The organism is Oribacterium sp. KHPX15 (assembly GCF_900107835.1).
Classification (GTDB): Bacteria; Bacillota; Clostridia; order Lachnospirales; family Lachnospiraceae; genus Oribacterium.
The window spans coordinates 89,595-106,873 of the sequence record NZ_FNRG01000011.1 but is presented as its reverse complement, the minus strand read 5'-3'; the positions used below and the strand labels follow the sequence as shown (position 1 = coordinate 106,873).

Annotated in this window: 17 protein-coding genes; 2 read left to right on the top strand and 15 right to left on the bottom strand. The window is 43.4% G+C overall.

From position 1 onward, the window contains the following. Positions 1-682 precede the first annotated feature (682 nt). Complete coding sequence (locus tag BLV86_RS08730; RefSeq protein WP_090816321.1) at positions 683-1,192, top strand: hypothetical protein; 510 nt, start codon at positions 683-685, stop codon at positions 1,190-1,192. A 24-nt stretch (positions 1,193-1,216) separates the two neighbouring features. After that, positions 1,217-1,654 (top strand): hypothetical protein, encoded by a 438-nt coding sequence (locus BLV86_RS08725; protein WP_090816319.1) that lies wholly within the window; start codon positions 1,217-1,219, stop codon positions 1,652-1,654. A 112-nt stretch (positions 1,655-1,766) separates the two neighbouring features. On the opposite strand, the gene loaP is transcribed toward BLV86_RS08725, so the two are convergent. The 15 genes from loaP to BLV86_RS08650 form a co-directional block, all read right to left on the bottom strand. After that, positions 1,767-2,342, bottom strand: a complete 576-nt coding sequence (gene loaP / locus BLV86_RS08720) for an antiterminator LoaP (RefSeq protein WP_090816317.1) — start codon at positions 2,340-2,342, stop codon at positions 1,767-1,769. Between the two features lie 65 nt (positions 2,343-2,407). Further along, complete coding sequence (locus BLV86_RS08715) at positions 2,408-3,472, bottom strand: galactitol-1-phosphate 5-dehydrogenase (RefSeq protein WP_090816315.1); 1,065 nt, start codon at positions 3,470-3,472, stop codon at positions 2,408-2,410. 100 nt (positions 3,473-3,572) lie between these two features. Next, complete coding sequence (locus BLV86_RS08710) at positions 3,573-4,259, bottom strand: IspD/TarI family cytidylyltransferase (RefSeq protein ID WP_090816313.1); 687 nt, start codon at positions 4,257-4,259, stop codon at positions 3,573-3,575. Continuing rightward, the gene (locus tag BLV86_RS08705) at positions 4,256-4,915 is read right to left on the bottom strand and encodes a ribulose-phosphate 3-epimerase (protein WP_031549179.1); all 660 of its coding nucleotides are present in this window, start codon (positions 4,913-4,915) and stop codon (positions 4,256-4,258) included. The genes BLV86_RS08710 and BLV86_RS08705 overlap by 4 nt, the downstream gene beginning before the upstream one ends. A gap of 98 nt (positions 4,916-5,013) precedes the next feature. After that, positions 5,014-6,372 (bottom strand): hypothetical protein, encoded by a 1,359-nt coding sequence (locus BLV86_RS08700; RefSeq protein WP_175456485.1) that lies wholly within the window; start codon positions 6,370-6,372, stop codon positions 5,014-5,016. 264 nt (positions 6,373-6,636) lie between these two features. Continuing rightward, positions 6,637-7,365, bottom strand: a complete 729-nt coding sequence (locus tag BLV86_RS08695) for a hypothetical protein (protein WP_090816311.1) — start codon at positions 7,363-7,365, stop codon at positions 6,637-6,639. 126 nt (positions 7,366-7,491) lie between these two features. Then, positions 7,492-8,451: a C40 family peptidase gene (locus BLV86_RS08690; RefSeq protein WP_031549173.1), complete on the bottom strand. Its 960-nt coding sequence runs from the start codon at positions 8,449-8,451 to the stop codon at positions 7,492-7,494. Then, positions 8,448-9,215 (bottom strand): type I 3-dehydroquinate dehydratase, encoded by a 768-nt coding sequence (gene aroD / locus BLV86_RS08685; RefSeq protein ID WP_090816309.1) that lies wholly within the window; start codon positions 9,213-9,215, stop codon positions 8,448-8,450. Before aroD ends, BLV86_RS08690 begins: the two co-directional genes overlap by 4 nt. Positions 9,216-9,256: 41 nt before the next feature. Continuing rightward, complete coding sequence (nrdR, locus tag BLV86_RS08680; RefSeq protein WP_031549168.1) at positions 9,257-9,724, bottom strand: transcriptional regulator NrdR; 468 nt, start codon at positions 9,722-9,724, stop codon at positions 9,257-9,259. 90 nt (positions 9,725-9,814) lie between these two features. Further along, complete coding sequence (locus tag BLV86_RS08675) at positions 9,815-11,140, bottom strand: DUF975 family protein (protein ID WP_090816307.1); 1,326 nt, start codon at positions 11,138-11,140, stop codon at positions 9,815-9,817. 81 nt (positions 11,141-11,221) lie between these two features. Beyond that, complete coding sequence (locus tag BLV86_RS08670) at positions 11,222-13,291, bottom strand: methyl-accepting chemotaxis protein (RefSeq protein ID WP_090816305.1); 2,070 nt, start codon at positions 13,289-13,291, stop codon at positions 11,222-11,224. Positions 13,292-13,339: 48 nt separating this feature from the next. Next, a complete protein-coding gene (locus tag BLV86_RS08665) occupies positions 13,340-15,421 on the bottom strand; it encodes a methyl-accepting chemotaxis protein (RefSeq protein WP_175456484.1) in 2,082 nt (693 codons plus the stop codon). Positions 15,422-15,678: 257 nt separating this feature from the next. Beyond that, positions 15,679-16,236, bottom strand: a complete 558-nt coding sequence (gene nrdG / locus BLV86_RS08660; protein ID WP_090816303.1) for an anaerobic ribonucleoside-triphosphate reductase activating protein — start codon at positions 16,234-16,236, stop codon at positions 15,679-15,681. 34 nt (positions 16,237-16,270) lie between these two features. After that, positions 16,271-17,050, bottom strand: a complete 780-nt coding sequence (tatC, locus tag BLV86_RS08655) for a twin-arginine translocase subunit TatC (protein ID WP_090816302.1) — start codon at positions 17,048-17,050, stop codon at positions 16,271-16,273. Next, complete coding sequence (locus BLV86_RS08650; protein WP_031549155.1) at positions 17,034-17,240, bottom strand: Sec-independent protein translocase subunit TatA/TatB; 207 nt, start codon at positions 17,238-17,240, stop codon at positions 17,034-17,036. The genes tatC and BLV86_RS08650 overlap by 17 nt, the downstream gene beginning before the upstream one ends. Between the last annotated feature and the right edge of the window lie 39 nt (positions 17,241-17,279).

Sequence of the window (17,279 nt, the reverse complement as noted above, 5' to 3'; positions counted from 1 at the left end):
TACCTTATTTGAAAGCGACCTATGCCTTTTTATTTGTCTAAAGTATAGAGTTTTCAAGGTGCATCACACCTTTTGGGTGTGGGAAGTTTGAGTTATAATTCTATCATAATGTACGCATATGTTGTTTTACAAAAGTTATCTAATAATCGACTCTCTACCCATAGCTTCGCCATGATGACTTCATTCAGTCACCCTCGCTCTTGCTATGTCCACTGTCTCCCGCCATGCGCCTAACACGACACTTTGTTCTTCAGCTTCTTGAATTCTTGAGATATCTTCCTCGCCCGAAACATTAAAAAATATTTTCTCTATTTATAAATATTTTATAACTTCTGTTTTTCAAAAGCAACACTACTTCGTCTTATCCGGGAGGGTTGTAAAGTCCTTACTTTATAGAAAAACCATCCCTTTTTAACAAATCCTGTAAGCCTATACTTGTATTTTCGTCATAAAAAGATTCTTTCATAAGGGGAACATAATGGCATGCAGAAAAGCGTCATGTAGTCTGAATTTAGACTATTTGAAAACTATTTAGGCTATGCTATGATGCTCACATCTGAAAACTAATTCAAAAACATTCGACATTTTTAATCTATAAAAATCTTCCGGAACAGTCGTTCTTTATTATACAGATTTGATAGTTAAGCCAGAATAAGTTTGAATAGAAAGTGTAGGTAAATCAGTGGGCGCACTTGATACTGAAGCAAAAAAATTCTTAGGAAAAAAGGAAGCATTTGCAGATGCTTTCAATTTTCTTCTCTATGATGGAGAGCCTATTTTAAACCCAACCAACTTACATGAAATGGATACTTCTCAAATCACTGTCCCTTACGGAAATAATGCACATTTACCGGTTCAGAAATACAGAGATCTGCTACGAATATGGGAAGCCAAGACAGATGGAAAAGCCATCTATGTAATATTGGGTGCAGAAATCCAGGGAAATGTCCATTATGCCATGCCTATAAAAAACGGATTATACGATTGGATAGGTTATTCTAATCAGGTTGAAGAGGCAAGAAAGTCTTTCAAGAAGAAAAAAAGGCTACACAAAAATGATGCTGAGTTGTATGCTGAAGATGGAATCCTCAAGATAAAACTTACAAGTGATGAATTTTTATCCGGCTTTCGAAAAAGCGATAAACTGGTTCCAATAATTACAGCTGTGATATATGTCGGGGCTGATCCCTAGGATGGTCCAAGAAGTCTTTTTGATATGATGGATGTATACGATAAGAGACTCATCCCATTCCTAAATGATTATAAGCTAAACATTATATCGGCTGCAGATATGGACGAGGAAGATTTCGGAAAATTCCAAACAGATTTAGGCTTGGCCATGCAGATAATCAAGCATCAGAAAGTTGATGCCGATAAAATAATTGAGAAGACAAACCACAGAAAAATTGATTCTGATGCAGCCTTCTTTATCAAAGAAGCTGCTAAACTTGATCTGGAATTTGAGCGAAAGGAGACTAAAATTGATATGTGTGAATCTTTAAAGAAAAAAGAACAAAGAGACAAAATAACAAGTGCAGTTGAGGTTTACCGCGAATATGGCGAATCTGACGAGGATATCATTCAAAAAATTATCAAAAAATATGATGTGACCAGAGAATTTGTCACTTCATTAATGTCACTAGCGACAAAGTGAGCCTAGAAATAATGTTCGTGATACTTTAATGGAAATGCATAGAGCACATGAATTCATTTGACTAAAAAGCTATGGCATGTTTAGATGCCATAGCCCTTTCATGTTTATCAACCTAAGCCTTCACTATTCTCGCCATATTCTCACGGTCAAATCCATCTTCTCCCCCGAGCTGATCTCCGGAAATAAACTTCACGATTTCAAGTCCGATGTTCACTTCCACCTCTCGTCCCATCATAGTTACACATATGGTAGCTCTTCTTTTATGGCGGTCAAGTTTCCTGATTTCCCCTGTCCAGCCTTTAAATGATCCTGAGGTTATCTCGATCATATCATCTACACGATATCCTTCTGAATTCCGGACGATATGTTCTTCACCGCCAAGTCTTTTGAGATATTCCTCTTCCTCCGGTCTGATGGGTGTGATTATGTCGTCCACCCGGAGTAGCTTTAAAGGATGTTTTTCTTTTCTTAATCTATAATCAAAGTCTTCAGCCATATCAGAATTTAGATCTGCAAATATATATCCCGGGAAAAACGGATTAGTGTCTTTGATCCAGCCTCCGTTTACTTTGTATTCCATTTCGTTTTCCAATACAAATACGGCTTCATCTTCTGCCGCCACATCGCATCGAACTTCTTCGGCAGCTTTGTATTCTTTGCCTTTCATTGTCTGGATCACGTACCACATATCACTATCACCCCTTCAGATATTGCTATGCACTATATTAACACACAAAAACGAAGTGCGAAACTTCACCCCTCTTCAACCATTATCTTGATATAGTCTTCCTTCTTATCTCTCATGATGAGGAGCCCTTTTTCAAGCTCCGAAAGAGGCAGCTCATGGGTTATAAGTTTTTCGGGATAAATGTTTCCTTCTGCAATTCTCTCAAGCACATAGTGCCAGTCATCCTTTGCAGCTTCCGTATCATCCCCAAGATAAGATGAATTCCATGTACCTCTTACACACAGCTGTTTTCTCAGGATCTTCCAATAGTTCCCCTGGCTTAATGTCATATCCCCGGCTGGATTTCCACCCAGGCATACCTGTCCACCTGCTCTTACCATATCAAAGCCCTGCTCCACGGTCTCGTTCCTGCCCACACATTCGAAATATGCATCAACCCCAAGATCCGCTGTCTTCTCCCTGATCCATGCTTTTGCATCACCGCTTTTTACGTCAAAATAGTGTTCTTCCGGAAGCCCGATATCCAGCAGTGTCTGTTTCTGAAACTCTTTATTTCCAAGGGCATAAACTCCCTTGATTCCCTTGTCCAAAAGGAACATTATCAAAAGCTGTCCAATGGTTCCCGCGCCGCAAACAAGCACTGAATCATCCGGGCCTATCTCAAGCTGTCTCATGGCATGAACCGCCACCGCCATAGGCTCCAACATGGCTGCCTGCCGGAAAGAAACACTATTCGGAAGCTCTATGAGATTCCACTTCGGTACTGCTGCGTACTCCGCAAATCCTCCATCGGTTCTGGAACCAAGATAACTGTAATTAGAGCACATCTCGTATTTTTTTGAAAGGCAAGCCGGACACTTCTTACAGGGAATCAGCGGGAATATCCCCACTCTTTTTCCAACGAGTTCTTTGTCCTCGGGATCCCCGGTTTTCTCCACTATTCCGGAAAATTCATGCCCGATTATGAGGGGCATATTGTGTGCACCACTCTTATAGACTCTCGGCACATCCGAGCCGCATATACCGCAGGCCTTTACTTTCACCAGCACCTGATCCTGGGCCAATGCAGGCTCCGCCACATCCTCATAAAAATTTATATTTCCGACACCATCCAGCTTCCAGGCTTTCATTTCTGTCTCCATTCCAAAAAATATTATACCATCTTATACTTCTGCACTTTCCATTAAGATAGTATGGGCATATATTATAAAATAATGTTTCTTAGCCCCTTCAGCATTCCGTCCTGAATCTCTCAAGATCTCTCACTGTTGTAATCTTATAATTATCTTCATCCCCGGGGATGGTCACGATATCCATCCCGGCAAGAAAAGCAGGTTCTGTGGAACCGTTGATGCTCCCCATCCTGCCATCCTCAATCATTTGTTCATTTGCCTTTAAATATTTTCCGTAAAGAAAAAGCTCCGGGGCCTGCCCCGCCATGATTTCTTTCCGTTCAAGCAGAGCCGAAATCTTCCCGGTCCCGTCCACTTTATAAACCGTGTCCTTCATTGGCAACACCGGAAGCACACCGTCATATCCCTTTAAGGCATTACCCATATTCTTTATCAAAGTTTCCTTGAGCTTAGGTCTCGCGGCATCATGTATGAGGACAGAATCCTCTTCTCCGGCCTGACCCTTCAAAGCCAGAAGTCCGTTATATATTGACCATTGTCTGGTCTCCCCCGGAGCTGCAAAGCCCGAAAAAACATGCCGGTCATCATACTCCTTAAGAGCAGCGGTTATTGCCTCCTGCCACTTTTCATCCGCCACTATGACTAGAGACTCTATATCCTTGCACCCTGCCAATGTCTCGATGCTGTATTCGATGATCATCCTGTCATTTACTTTTAAATATTGCTTTGGGATGTCTCCCCCAAGTCTCGTGCCGGTTCCCCCGGACAGCAAAATTGCTCTCATACCCTTTTCCTTACATCTTCGATGATATCCTTATACGGTCTGTCCTTCCCGAATAGTATATTGGTACCCAGGATAAACCCATCCACTCCTTTTGGTCCGTAGGTTTCCACCTTGTCATAGGTGCAGGCTCCATCCCAGTACATCTTGAAATTCATTTCATTTTTAAGCTCGAGAAGTCTGGTTACCTTGAAATCCACATAAGGAAGGTACATCTGTCCCGCATTACCGGGGTTCACACTCATAACCAGGATCTTGTCAACGATTCTCAGCATTTCATAAACGGTTTCCACACTGGTTCCGGGATTAATGGCTATGCCGGGAATCATCCCCGCATCGATTATGTCCTGAAGAGTTGATGAAGGGTGGTACTCTGCCTCGGGATGGATGTAAACTGTATCTCCTTTTCTAAGCTTCTTTAGAAACATCTGGATCACATTCCTGGGATGTTCTATCATGAGGTGTACATCCAGAGGTTTAGCAGTGGCTCTCGCAATACAGTCAAGATCATATAGAGACATTGCAAAATTAGGAACATATCTTCCATCCATTATATCGATATGGAAAGAATCGATGTCCGCTTCTTCCAATGCTTTTACTTCATCATACAAGTGCCCGAAATCCGCGCACATCATGGATGCATTAAATTCTATTCCCATACAGCCACCTCCTTTTGATAAATCCCTGTTTATAACACGTAAATCAATGCTGTTTTTATGACAAAATATATAATCATGGCATTCCGGATCTCGATCGGCTACTCATCATTACTGATTACCATGGCGTTCTGTATCATGATCGGCATATTTACAGCCTTGCACAGTGTCACCAGACTGCTTGGATCCCCATAATAGGCATCCGCCATCACCAGCGCCCTGTCCAAATCTGCAGTGTCATCGAAAATTCCGATTTCATTATCTTTATAATACTTTATTCTCTCTTCAAATTCTTCCCAAAGCTCCGGCTTTAATGAGCAGATGGTTGCTTTCATAAGCGGATGCGGTCTCCATAAAAGTGCAACATCCGCCTTATGTTCGACGAAGACATTAAACACATCACGGATTTTTTTCAACATCTGCTCTGGGTCCTGCAGAAATGCTGTGAGACTTGTATTGTAAATGATTATCTTTTTGCGGCTTCCGTCAGGTTTGTATATGAATTTTTTCCACTCCTCCGGGATTGCTACATCCTCCATAGTCATGGACTTTATTTTTTCAATCTTCGGGGACCCTGTGCCCTTTATCTTTTTTTCAAAATAATCCCGGTTCTCTTCGCCGGTATACATGACCATGCATTCGATATATACCTTCCGCATATTTTCGGACTGTACGATGACTTCATCTGCATAGAGCACAGCAGGGAGCTTCACAAACTTCTTCATCCCTTCAAGGGCACTTTTATTATTAGGATCCGTCTCTTCCAGAACAAAATAAGGAATATAAATCAGCTTATCAGTATATTTCCTGAGATTTTTCGAATAGAAAAAAGGATGAACTGTGGTCACAAGATTCTGGTCATCGTAGGGATTATGAATGTATATCTCATCCGGATGATTTGCTTCCAGATTATATTTTTCGTAGGAGGTCACGGGTACATCCTTGGGAAACTCATTTCCCTCATAATGCATCTCCCCATAAGTACCATCAGGGTTAATGTCATAGTACGGGATGGGTATGACCTTCGCCTCCACCTGTGGATCTGCGTCTGCCTTTTTCCACACAGTTTCAAGAGAATCCCACATAGAAGCTTTGTAGGGAAGAAAGACCACTTCCTTTATTTCCGGGAGGTCATTTTTCATTCTGTTTGTGATCTCGAAGAGGCTTTTTCTAAGCTTCTTATAAAGCTTATCCACAACACAGGATTCGCCGTTTATAAGCTGATTATATATCTGAAAGATCAATTCACAGTAGTTTTCCAGAGCCTTTACGGAGGTGGTTCCCTCTCCTTCAGACTCATCGATTTTCTGCCCCACGGCAATAGCGGTATTCTGACAGTCTAAAAGGCAGGTGACAGCTGAATCCATATCCCCTTTATTTAGACATTGAACTATATTTTCGTGCGCATCCGAAAGAAGCCCAACAAGTTCCATCAGCTGTTTTTTCAGATGTTTCTTCATGCTGCGGCCCCCTTCCCGACAAGAATAATGCAATATCTCGTACTTAATTTCGACTCTATTATACAAAAATATAATCAAAAAGCAGAATGCCGAAATAATCAGGATTGACTCTATGAAGACTTGAAGTTCAGGTTATCCACCTGGGATAACCTTGCATTCAAAAACGAACCCCTAAAATGTACAATGGTACTCTTAGAGGTTCGTTTTCTGTTTTTTCGGCATAGCACCATGAATAATACCGGATGCCTGCCGGGTATTAACTAATCATGCTCCATGCTGCTTGTAGTAGTCATCAAACAGCTGATTTGTTGCTTCAAGGGTCTTCTTGCTGATCTCCGGAAGCTCTCCGCCCCATGCCTTGGTAGCCTCGTTGTATCCGGCCGTTACGGCGGACTGGAGACTCTTCATGAGTTCAACATTATCACCTGCAAATGCTGAAACAAAATCAAAGATTCTCTGGGAAGTTTTCTCCACACTGAAGTAACCGCCATCGGAGATCGCCTCCTGAGCTGCGGCCCGGGTCTCGGGATCTACAGTGTAGTTGCCGCTGGCAATGAACTTCCAAATGCCGTCGCCGTCCTGTGTGAGCTGAGAATTAGCTGCACTCCACTGACGGAACTGCTCTCCCAGGGTTCCTGAGGTCATCTTCTGAAGGAACTTCGCCTGGATTGCTTCCTGCTCGTCCTTAAGCTGTGAGATGATCTCGGATCTTTCGGATTCGCTTAGCTTTGTAACTCCAAATTTGTCGGCCTTTGATACATCAAGAGCTGACGATTTCTTTCCGGAGGAAGCGCTCTCAGACATGTCGCTGTCCTCCGAGGATTTTGATCTCACAAAGGAATCAACAGACATATTGAGCTCTGCTGCCTCGGTTGAGACATTATCCTGACTCTGTAAAGATGATTTCTGCGACTTCCCTGTCTCATCGGTCTTCTTCGTAGAGTTTGTGCTTTTTAAAAGCATACTTGATGAATTGTCTATACGGGATAACATCCTTGTCTCCTCCTGTAAAACTGATCAATTCTGTTGCAAATGGATAGACTTTCACACTATCCTTAACATGTTAATCGACATTTTTGAGCTAATATATAAACCCTAAATGTTAAAAGACAATGAAAATCAGTTTGCTATAAACCGCCCATATGCGTATGGCCGCTTGTAATCATAACGATTAACTTTAATTCCCGCCTTACGATTGGCGGCATGAACGATCATATAGTTTCCGGCATAGATGGCAACGTGATTTATATAGCCGGTCTCGTCCGCATAGAAAATCAGGTCTCCCGGCATCACTTCCTGCCCCTTGAGATAGACACAGTTTGCATACTGGTCACGGGAGGTTCTTCCGGTGATGATACCGAAATGTCTGAATACTTCCTGCACGAATCCCGAACAGTCACAACCGTTAGTGAGGGAGGTGCCTCCCCATACGTAAGGATTACCCACAAACTGCATGGCAAAACTGATCAGTGACTGCCTTGCTCTGGTGGTATACTCGCTTTCATTGGTGAATTGCTGTAGTACGTTGTAGTCAGCATTAATGTAATTCTGTATAGATGCTGTATCGAGAACCTCTTCCTCCTGCTGCTTTGTCATCACATCTTCAGGGTCGGTTCTCACGGTATCTGAGGTACTTGAGGCCGGCTTGTTGTTAATAAACACAGTTGTTACTGTCTGATTCTTTGCCACAGAACCCGAGGAGCTGCTTTGCTCCGCATCAAGGGGTTTGGGAACCGGATCCTCTGTTTTCTTTTGAATCACCACTTCTCCGGTAATGCCGTACTTTACTGTCGTGTCAGAGGAATTACCCGAAGTATCGGTTCCGGTATTGTCATCAGCTTTTTCTTCAGCATTTCCTTCATTCTCTTTTTTAATCTTTGAAGAACCAAAAACCTCTTTCGCATCCTCCCCGTTCGCCAGCCTCATAAAGTCATTCACCGTCATGGAGGCATTTCCCTCAAACATCTGCCTTGTCCCGGCGGCAAAAACAGGTGTCGCTATAAATACAGCCACACCTAAGGATAACGCAATTATGCGTAACAGTTTATTCAGTTTGATTAATTTCTCAAACTTTTTCACAGCACCTCCATCATCTCGAGCACCTTCTCAATCGGCATCTGTCCGGGGGCGCTGGTTTCTCCTACCGTTGCGAATGTATAATCCGAACCGAATACCGCTCCACTGACACGGCTGATCCTTCCGAGGTCTCCCATGGACATGGTGATCATCTCATGCTGTCCTTTATCCTCTTCTTTGAACTTTGCGGTAGCATAGAGAACCGCGGCAACATCCTTCGGGTTCACAGGCATAAAAGCAGTTTTTAAAATGTCTGCGCCTGAACTTCTCAATATCATGAACTTGTTGATTATCTCATCCACATCCGGAGTGTAGGAAAAATTATGATATGAAGCTATGGTTATGACTCCATTTTTTTTAGCAAGCTCAAGTATACGGCTGAAACTGTCGGCAGCCACCGTATCCTCCAGGTCCACCAGTCCAATGTCTCCGCTTTTAACAGCATCACTTACAAGTCTTTCGTAAACCTCAGGATTGTCCGGGAATTCTCCGCCCTGACACTTCGTCCTGATGGTGAAAAGCAGCTTTTTTCCTTCAAGTGTCCCGGCAAGCTCTTTCAGAACCTTTAAAAGATTTGCGGAAGCTTCGTCTACGTAAGACTCCCCAGGCTTTGAAGTAATGTCAATGGAGTAAAGCTCTTTCGCAAGATCAAATCTCCACTCAACGCAATCCGCCACAGTTTCTGAAATTGATGCCGCTTCTTTCAATATAGTCTCTTCATCCGCCCCTGTAACAGGAACAATGATTTTAACTTGATGCTCTTTCATCTTCAGGTCTCCTCAATCAAATGTCAGCTTTGCTGTTTATATCATTTTTCCTTTTTCTGAGTTTTCAGCAGCTTGCCGATCTCATCCACAAAAGTATTAACATCCTTGAATTCTCTGTAAACTGACGCAAATCTTACATAAGCTACCTGATCAAGAGCCTTCAGCTTATTCATAACAAGCTCTCCGATCTCAGATGTTGTAATCTCACGGTCTCCCATTGAGAAAATCTCATTCTCAATCTCATCCACCACATTACTGATCTCAGCCGTGGATACCGGTCTCTTGTGACAGCTTCTCACTATACCTGCCTCAATCTTCGAACGATCATATGGCACACGGCTCTGATCTTTCTTGATAACCATCAAAGGAATGGTCTCAAGCTTTTCATAGGTTGTGAATCTCTTTCCGCAAGTCTCACACTGACGTCTTCTTCTGATGGCTGTATTGTCATCAGCCGGTCTGGAATCGATAACTCTGGTATCTTCTGCATTACAAAACGGACACTTCATATTTTCCCCCTTTATACTCCTTTGCGGAGCTCCCCTTGGGGTCAGACCCCCTTACATAATTCTTAAGGGGGGTCTGACCTACCATTCAATTTACTCCTCGCCTGCATTACTCTTATGGTGAATGTTGTGGAACGGATCCGGATTGTCAATGGTGATGCCGTTATCCTTTTTCCACTGTACGTAAGCAGCGTATGCATCCTCTTCGGTATTGTAGTTTTTCTTTAAACCTTCCTCCGGCTTAATTGTTCCTGCACCCATATCCGATTTAGCATCATAAGTCTTATCAAAGTCGCTCTCTTCATATCCAAAAGTATTTTCAGTGTCGTTATTCTCAGCATTTAAGAAGCTGCCGACTTCAGTCACGCTTTTGGCTGTGCCATCACTCACTGCAGAATCATCTGTACCATATGTACCTGAATCTGCAGAAGCATTATCCTCATATCCACCGAAATTTGTAAACTCACTCCTCACTTCTTCAAAGCTTCTGCTTCCGGATTTAGTATCTGCCGCCTTATACTCCGAAGCTGATGATTCCGATTCCACATCCTCCGGTTCCGTGTAGCCCGTCACCACCGCTTCAGCTATGGACGGCTTCTCTGCATCAGGTTTTGCATCTCCCCTGACATAAACATCCTTCGGAGTACTGATGTAATCCTGACCGTATGCACTTAGATAAAAGATACTTAAAGAAGTATTGAAGTACGGTATGATCCAAAGTCCGGCAATACCAAAGGTTATGACGAAAATCACGAACCATCCAATGAAACTGAGCTCCAGACACATAAGCTTAAATTTTCTTTTTCTCATAAGATGAAGCGAAACGCCGATGGCTTCCCATGCACCCATTTCCGGATGATCCGCAGACGCAAAACTTGCCATACTGAGAAAAAGAGCAACGATATACATGATAAAACTTGCGATATAACTTGTGATCTTGTAATCCATGGATCTTTTGCCGTAAACAATCCCTATAACAGTTTCAGGAACCATGATCAGAATCTGTATAAGCAAAATAATGAGAATAACTGAGAAAAAATGACTTAGATGGGCACCGTCCGAAAAGCCCTTAAACACATCAAAAGCCGAAACCCGTCTGCCCTTTGCGATATTAAGGTAAAGCTTCTGAGTGCCGAGCATCAGCCCCGAATAAAGGAAAAGCCCAATAAACAGAAGGGATGCGATAATGATGCCTATCCCCACAAAAAACAAAAGCTTCCGCCTCTCATCTCCCACTAATCCAGGGATTAAAAATCTACCCGTAGCAGGCGCTATGATACCCACAAAAACAGTACAAAACAGCGCAAAACTCCAAAGCATGACGCAGACCAATGTCAAAATCATGGCTCCCGCCGCCGCCATCTTATTGCCCCTCAACTGCCGTTTTGCAAACATCTTAATCTGAGCTATAGTCATCATATTTCTACACCCTCCGCTTCAAGTCACTTAGAATATTATACCAAAAAAAGAGGATGCCGTGAACGGCATCCTCTATATTCATTATGGTAACTTGAAGCGCTCCACCAACTCATACAGCCGCTTTGCCTCATTTGCAAGCTCGATACTTGCGGCAGCGCTCTGCTCCGCAGTTGATGAGTTATTCTGTACAACCTCGGAAATCTGTCCGACACCGATACTGATCTGATCAAGAGCATCCGCCTGCTTGTGTGACGCCTCGGAAATCTGTCCGATCATCTCATTGGTCTCATCCGCAAAGCCTGAAACCTTTTCCAAAGCATCCGCTGTATCATCAGTGATACCCTTACCATTGTTTACTGCCTCAGTAACCATCTGAATAAGATCGCTGGTGCTCTGAGCCGCTTCCTGACTGCGCTTCGCAAGATTTCCTACCTCATCGGCAACAACCGCAAAGCCCTTGCCTGCCTGACCCGCTCTTGCAGCCTCAATGGCAGCATTGAGAGAAAGGATATTGGTCTGGAAAGCGATATTATCGATAATGCTGATGACATCCTGGATCTTGTTGGAAGCTTCCTCGATCTCATCCATGGAAGTCGTAAGCTTATGCATCTCCTGATTACTCTCGGTAATGGCATCCTTGGTGCGCATGGCAATCTTACTTGCCTTTTCGGCATTCTCAGCATTGGTCTGCACCTTGTCATTTACTGAACTGATGGTGGAACTAAGCTCCTCAACGGAACCTGCCTGCTCGGTTGCACCCTGGGCAAGAGCCTGTGAACCATCGGAAATCTGTGAAGAATTATCCGCAACCTTACCAGCGCTAATGCTGATGTCCTTTAGGGTCCGTCCAAGAGTGGACTTAATGGTATTCATGGAATTAAGAGCCGATCTCATATCTCCCACATAATTTCCGGGACAGGTACTCTCAACTGTAAAATCTCCATCTGACATTACAGAAAGCATGAATCCGAGATCTTCTATGATACGCCTAAGATTCTCAGACATATGTGTAAATGTTCCGGCCAGCTCACCGATCTCATCATTAGGATACTTGTAATTACTATCCACTTCACTGAGATTGAACTCTCCCACATTTTCTGCGATCTTCATAAGTGGCTTAACCGGTGCCAGAGACTTGTTGACAACATATGATGAAATCATAACAAGTGCAACTACTCCGATGATTCCTATGATCGCAACAATCATAAGGGACTGATAAACCGCTGCCCTTACTTCATCCTTATGAACGATACTGGTGAGAACCCAGTTGATATCCGTTCCGTTGATCTTAACCGGTACGAAAATCGCGAAAGAGTCCTTGCCGCCAATATTGTCCTTAACTGACTTCAGGAGTCTGTCTCCACCTGTAACACTTTCAATGATGGAATCAGAAAAATCAGCTGCCGTACCAACAGTCGCCGGATCTCCCGTATTTGCGAGATATGTCTTGTTGGAATCATTAACTGTAACATAAGCACTGTTATAGCCACCGTTTGAATATTCCAGATCGGCCATGGAACTGAGCTCCACATCACAGTTTGAAACTCCGATGAACTTTCCGTCATCCATAATAGGAGTTGAAATTGTGATCAGATGAAGGACTGAACCGTCTTCACAGGTCCACTCATACGGGTCTGTTATATGGGTGAGACCTTTTTCCTTAGCAGGAACGTAGTAGTCGGCAACTCCGTAACTATCGTAATCCGTCAGGATATCCGTGCCCAGACTGCCTCCGCTCTTATATACGTAATAGGAAAGGCCATCCGGTGTGTCCGGGAAGAAAACATTAGGCTCAAAGGCATAGTAGGCTGCGAAAACTCTTCCGGAATTAACAGCCTCTCTCATGGACTCGAGGATAGCCTCCTGACCCTTCTCTCTGCCCATTTCGCGGTAATTCATGATACTGTCGCCAAGAGAGCTTGCGTAGATCTCGATACCGCTGACATATTTCTGTACCGTTGTCACGTTCTGATCCGCGATATTTTCTATCTGGGTCTGAACCATAGTGTCAATGTTTTTGAAGGTAACTATTCCGAAAACAATGCACATGACGGCGATAACCACAAATACGGTAACTGCCAGCACCATAGGTATCTGCACTGCAAGGCTCATGTATGGTCTTTTTTTATTTTTATTATTTATGTTAGACATACTCTTTTCACCTCTCGATACTTAAGCATTCATACGACAAAATTTCCATTACCTAAGCTTGAAAGGCTTTACGATTTCCTTCAGCTTATTTGCTTCATTGGCAAGCTCAATGCTGGCTGCCGCGCTCTGTTCAGAGGTTGAGGAATTGGTCTGTACAACCTCCGAGATCTGTCCGATGCCAATGCTTATCTGTTCAAGTGCTTCCGACTGATTTATGGATGCTTCGGAAATATCCTTGATCATGTCATTGGTCTCATCTGCGTATCCGGATACTCTTTCAAGAGCTTCTGCCGTATCATCGGTAATGCCTTTTCCTCTGTCAACCGCTTCGGTAACCATCTGTATGAGATCGCTGGTACTTTGTGCTGCTTCCTGACTGCGTTTTGCAAGGTTTCCTACCTCATCCGCAACAACCGCAAAGCCCTTTCCTGCCTGTCCCGCTCTTGCCGCCTCGATAGCTGCATTGAGGGAGAGGATGTTGGTCTGGAAAGCGATATTGTCAATGATGCTGATGACATCCTGTATCTTATTTGAGGCTTCTTCTATGGAATCCATGGATGCTGTAAGCTTGCTCATCTCTTCATTACTTGCTGCAATGGCTTCCTTGGTGCGAAGAGCAATGGTACTTGCGTTGCCTGCATTATCGGCATTGTTTCTGACTTCCTCACTGACGTTGTTAATGGTGCCGCTAAGTTCCTGAACAGAACCGGCCTGCTCGGTAGCGCCTTGTGCCAATGCCTGGGATCCGTCTGAAATCTGAGACGAATTCACTGCCACTCTCTCTGCGGATTCACTGATATCCTTGAGGGTATTTCCCAGATTTTCCTGAATTGAATTGATGGACATCAGAGCATTTTTCATGTCACCGACATACTTCTCAGGGCATGAACTGTTGGCGGTAAAATCACCTTCTGCCATTCCGCTGAGAACCACATCCACATCGGAAATGATGGATTTCAGGTTATCAGACATGGAAAGGAAGGTATCTGCAAGTTTTCCAAATTCATTGTTTGGATATTCGTAATTATTCTGAGCGTCGGAAAGTCTGAATTCACCTACGTCTTCAGCCGTTTTCATCAGCGGCTTGATAGGTGCAAGGGCTGAACGGACAATGCTGAATGCCACGAATGCGAGGACTGCGATTCCGATTATTCCTATCACTATGATTATCAGAAGTGATGTATAAACCGGTGCATATACCTCTGAGCGATGAACGATATTGGTTAGTACCCACTGAAGATCCGAACCCTCAAGCAGTACCGGAGTAAATACCACAAAGGACATTGCCCCGTCAATCTTGTCCTGGATATCGGTTCTTATTACAGTCTCTCCTCCGAGAACACGCTGAACTATGCCTTCATTGTAATCCACAACCTGTCCTGCAACTTCAGGGGTCTTGGAATGAACAATGTAGGTATTCTTTTCATCGGTTATGGTCATATATGATGTTTTGTAATTGCCGTTTGTATAGTCAAGATCCTTTAAAGTATCAAGGAGCATATCACAGTTGGCAACACCGATGAACTTACCGTTTTCCACGATAGGTGTACTTAATGTAATAAGCCATACAACGGTTCCGTCTGAAAGCTCATACTCATAGGGATCGGTAAGGTGTGTTTTAAGGCTTGCCTTTGTAGGCGCATAGTAATCTGCCTCACCGTATGAATCAAAGTCATTCAGGATATCCGTTGCAGTTCCGTTTCCGCTTTTATAAACGTAATACGATAATCCATTATCTGTATCACTGAAAAATGCATTTGGTTCAAATGCAAAATACGCAGAAAAAATCTTGCCGGACTCAACGGCACGGGTAAGGGCTTCAATTATCGCCGTTTCTCCGTCCTCTCTTCCCAAGTTCCTGTAATTCATTACGCTGTCGCCCAGGGTATCCGCATAGATATTCATACCATCCATATACTTCTGGATAGTAAGAACATTTTCCCTGGCAACATTACTGATCTGTTTCTTTGCAAGGTCATTGATGGATCTGATGGTCAGTACACCAAAGGCTATGCAAATGATCACAACTACGACAAGAACCGCACCAACAACTATGGTTGGTATGCGGACAGCAAGGCTCACAAATTTACCTTTGCCGTTCTCTGTCTTTTTCATTTCTAACTTACTCATACTGCCTCCTGCCTGGTATGAATTTCGCATTACTGCTAAGTTTTTACACTGTCTATCTTTCATATCGGCAGAATATGGTTTTTATTAAGTCTATATGGGGAATTAATTTTTTGGTTATAATTTTAATGAAATGATACGCCGTAGCAGGAGGGCATCCATTTAAAGGCGAGTCGACTCGGCTCAACGCCTTTAAATGGATGCCCTCATGCTACGGCTACGTTTTATATTCCGTATGAGCTATTAGACATCAAACATTTTTACAAATGTGATGTGTTTGAAACTGTGAGGTTGTCGCCGGGGTCCCAGAGGACTATGTGGCCTGCTTCGAGAGACTTCTGTACGTCGATGGTTCTCTGGTTGGAGGAGCCTTTATAGAGGAGGGTTATGTCCTTTAGGTCCTGTTTGAATTCGCCGTCAACGAGGACGTCGGTTCTTTCAAGGATCTCCCGGGTTTCGGGAAGCTGTGACCACATGCGGCCAAGCATATCTTCATCAAAAAGATATCCCGAGAATATCCAGAGGTCCTTTTCCGGATATCTTTCCCTGAATCTTTTAACGAGGGATACAAGTCCTTTTTGATTCCGGGGTTCCATGGGCTCTCCGCCTAAAAGCGTAATACCCTGATATGCTTCATCAGCTAATTCGTCGAGTATGCTGTCTTCAACTTCCTTTGTGAATTCTTTTCCGTAATTGAAATCCCAGGCGATTTTGTTGAAGCATCCCGGGCATGCATGAGTGCAGCCTGAAACAAAGAGGCTGAGTCTGACACCCGGTCCATTTGCTATATCAAAATGCTTTATTTCCGCGTAATTCATTTTAATCCTCATTTTGCCGCTTTAAAACGGTGGCTTATTCGTTTTCGTCATCTTCCTCGGAAACTTCAACAGATTTTTTCCTGAAGGCTCCTAATACTGTGCAAAGGATGACACTGAGTTCATACAGAAGGAGCATTGGAAGAGCCACCATTACCTGGGATACTATATCCGGAGGAGTAACTATGGCCGCCATGATAAAAATCACAACGATCATTATCTTTCTGGCCTTCTTCATCCACTCTACTTTCAGTATTCCGAGCTGAGTAAGCAGCACTGTGACAACCGGAAACTCAAATATCACCGCAAAAATGATGAATATGGTCATGAGGAAGGAAATATAATTTCCGACACTTATTGAAGCTGAGACATTAACACCCCTACTTACATCAAGCAAAAAATAGAGCATAAAGGGTATCAGCACTTTGTAAGCAAACAATATCCCCAAAAATCCAAAAATGATGCCAAAGATGATAGCCAGCAGAAAAAACAGTTTTTCGGATTTCCTGAGTCCCGGACTCATAAATGCGTATGCCTCATAGAATATAAGAGGCAGCCCAATAAGAGCTGCAAAAATGAGGGAGATTGAAAAAAACTGGATAAGCATTTCCTGTGGTGCCAGATATACAAACTGGTAGCCCTTGGCTCTTCCTATATCAAGAAGCACAGACACGATCTTCTCGGCCTGCCCCAGTCCTACAAACGCCGCTATCACCAGCACCACCACGATTACAACGATGCGGTTTCTAAGCTCTGTGAGATGACCGCTCAGTGTCATCTCGCCATCAGCCGGCTTCTTCTCAGTCTTTCTTTTCATCAGTTGCTGCCTTTGTCTCGCTTACTTTATCTTCCTTGTCCTTACTCTCTTCCTCTGAATCAGCTATGCCGTCTCTGAAGCTCTTTACAGACTTTCCAAACATCTTTGTAAGCTTAGGAAGCTGTGTAGGTCCGAATACGATTACAACAATTGCAAGTACGATTAATAATTCCTGTGTTCCGATTTTCATGATTTTCTCCTCTATAAATACATATTTTTGCCGTTTATT